Origin of the sequence: Streptomyces sp. WELS2 (assembly GCF_013870595.1) — a bacterium.
Taxonomy (GTDB): Bacteria; Actinomycetota; Actinomycetes; order Streptomycetales; family Streptomycetaceae; genus Streptomyces.
The window spans coordinates 1-2,340 of sequence record NZ_JACBWZ010000904.1 but is presented as its reverse complement, the minus strand read 5'-3'; the positions used below and the strand labels follow the sequence as shown (position 1 = coordinate 2,340).

General features: G+C 73.0%; 3 protein-coding genes and 1 pseudogene. 2 read left to right on the top strand and 2 right to left on the bottom strand.

Translation table 11 applies throughout. From position 1 onward, the window contains the following. Both H5J33_RS31545 and H5J33_RS31540 read left to right on the top strand, forming a co-directional pair. On the top strand, positions 1-662 hold a 662-nt coding region (locus tag H5J33_RS31545; protein ID WP_181798171.1), incomplete at its 5' end, for a cytochrome P450. A 29-nt stretch (positions 663-691) separates the two neighbouring features. Continuing rightward, the gene (locus H5J33_RS31540) at positions 692-1,252 is read left to right on the top strand and encodes a pyridoxamine 5'-phosphate oxidase family protein (RefSeq protein ID WP_181798170.1); all 561 of its coding nucleotides are present in this window, start codon (positions 692-694) and stop codon (positions 1,250-1,252) included. A gap of 98 nt (positions 1,253-1,350) precedes the next feature. Here H5J33_RS31540 and H5J33_RS31535 read toward each other — a convergent pair whose 3' ends face one another. Together H5J33_RS31535 and H5J33_RS31530 are read right to left on the bottom strand one after the other, a co-directional pair. Next, positions 1,351-1,635 carry a heavy-metal-associated domain-containing protein gene (locus tag H5J33_RS31535; protein WP_181798169.1) on the bottom strand — a complete coding sequence of 95 codons (285 nt, stop codon included), beginning with the start codon at positions 1,633-1,635 and terminating at the stop codon, positions 1,351-1,353. Positions 1,636-1,730: 95 nt separating this feature from the next. Then, positions 1,731-2,340, bottom strand: a pseudogene (locus H5J33_RS31530) (MFS transporter); the annotation flags it as partial.

Here is a 2,340-nt window from a genome sequence, read left to right as displayed (position 1 = left end):
TGTACGGCGACCTGGTGGCCGCGATGCACCTGCTGATCACCACCAAGCGGAGCGCTCCGGCGGACGACCTCACCAGCTTCCTGCTCGCCGCGCGCGAGGAGGGCGAGGAGTCGCTGAACGAGCACGAACTGGTATCGACGCTGCTGCTGATGATCGGCGGCGGCAGCCAGACGACCATCAACCTCCTGGACCACACCGTCCGCGAACTCCTCGCCCGGCCCGACCAGTTGGGCATCCTCAGGGCGGACCCGGCGCGCTGGGACGACGCCGTCGAGGAGTCGCTGCGCGTGCACTGCCCGGTGATGCACCTGCCGATGCGCTGGGCCAAGGAGGACATCGACCTCGGCGAGGGCGTGGTGATCCGCGCCGGGGACGCCATCCTGATCTGCTACGGCGCCCACGGCCGGGATCCCGGGGTGCACCGCGACCCGGAGACCTTCGACATCGACCGGGAGGACAAGGACCACATCGCCTTCGGCCTCGGCGCGCACTTCTGCCCGGGCTCGCACCTGGCCCGGCTGGAGGCCCGTATCGCGCTGCCCGCCCTGTTCGACCGGTTCCCGCGGCTGGCCCTGGCCGTCGGCCCGGAGGACGTGCCGCCCGGGCAGACCTTCATCGGCAACGACATCTCGTCCCTGCCGGTCTTCCTGCGGCACAAGTGAGCACGCCCCACGACACCGGGAGGTCCCGCATGGCGATCGACGAGAGCCTGATCGAGCGGACGGCGCACCTGCTGCGCCGGGCGCGCTATCTGAACCTGGCCACCGCGCGGGACGGCGCCCCGTGGGTGGCCACCCTGGAATACGTCTGGTTCGCCGGTCCGCTGCGCTTCGTCTTCGGCTCGTCCACCGGTGCCCGGCACAGCGGGGACATCCGCGCGGACCCGCGGGTGAGCGGTTCGCTGTTCGTGACCGAGGGAGCCGCCGGGGTGGCCGTCGCGTCCGTCGACGGCGCCCAGTTCACCGGCCGCTGCACGGAGGTCGGCCCCGAGGAACTGGGGGCGTACCACGCGCCCTTCTACGAGACGGTGTTTCCCGACGCCGGGCAGCGCGCCCGGTGGCAGCTGCCGCCGGAGCGGCTGCGGGGGGCCGCGCCGCACCGTCTGTACCGGGTCGATGTCGAGCGCTGGTGGCTGATCGACACCCGGCATTGGGAGGAGGACCGTATCGACCGCCGGATCGAACTGCCGCTGGACGCCGGCGTCCAGGCCCGGCTGTCCGTCCACGCGCGCGTGTCCGTGGTGGCCCCCTGACCGGGGGCGGCTGATCCGGCCGGGCTCGCCGACGGGGGTTGGACGGGCCCGGCCGGACCGCTCCCCGCACGGCGACGAGGAGCGTCCCGGGACCGGTCTCAGGCGGCGCGGCCGGTCAGCGCGTAGCCGGCCTCGTCGACGGCCCGGGCGATCAGGGCGTCGTCGGGGTCGTCCTGGGCGATCACGGTGACCCGGCCCGTCTTCACGTCCACCTCGACCGACAGCACTCCGTCGACACCGCCGACGGCCTTGGTGACCGCGGCCTCGCAGTGGCCGCAGGTCATCCCCGTCACCGCGTAGACGGTCTTGGTGGCGTCGACGGTGATCCGGGTGGTGGCCGAGCCGGAGTGGCAGCTGCCGTCGGGGCTGCAGCAGGACGACATGGGCTTCCTCCTGAGAGTGATGAGACGGAACGCGTCGGATACCCCTAGAGGGTTGGGGTATCGCAACCGATGAAGCACAGGTATACCCCCTACCCCTATCCAGCGGCAAGTCGTCCGGCCGTCGGCACGGGCCGCGCGGCCAGGTGTCCGGCCCGGTGCAGCAACGCGACCAGGGCGGCGCAGCAAAGGCCGGTGGCGGCCAGCACCGCCCACGGCAGCCAGGGCGGCCCGGTGTCGAACAGCGCCCCGACGGCCAGGTTGCCGAGCGAGACGGCGAGCCCGGAGGCGGTGTTGTAGGCGCCGTAGTAGGTGGCGACGAGCCGGTCGCCGGAGAGCCGGACCACGGTGTCCATCTCGAACGGGTAGAGCAGGGCGCCGCCCCAGGCCAGCAGCACCGCGCACCCCGTCAGGGCGGCCACCCCGGTCACGGTGGCGTGCGTCCGGGGCAGCAGGGGCAGGAAGGCGGCGCCCATGACCGTCAGGCCGTAGACGACCGCACGCGGACCGGACAGGGTGCGCTGCGCCCACGCGGTCAGCTTCGACTGCCCCGCCAGCGCGGCCAGCGCGGAGGCGGCGAACACCGCGCCCGTCACCACGCCGGTCCGGGCGCCGAACAGGTCACGGGCGTGCAGCGGCAGGGCGAGATAGACCTGGAAGGCCAGCACGTAGGAGCCGCTCATCGCGGCGGCGAACAGCAGGAAGGCC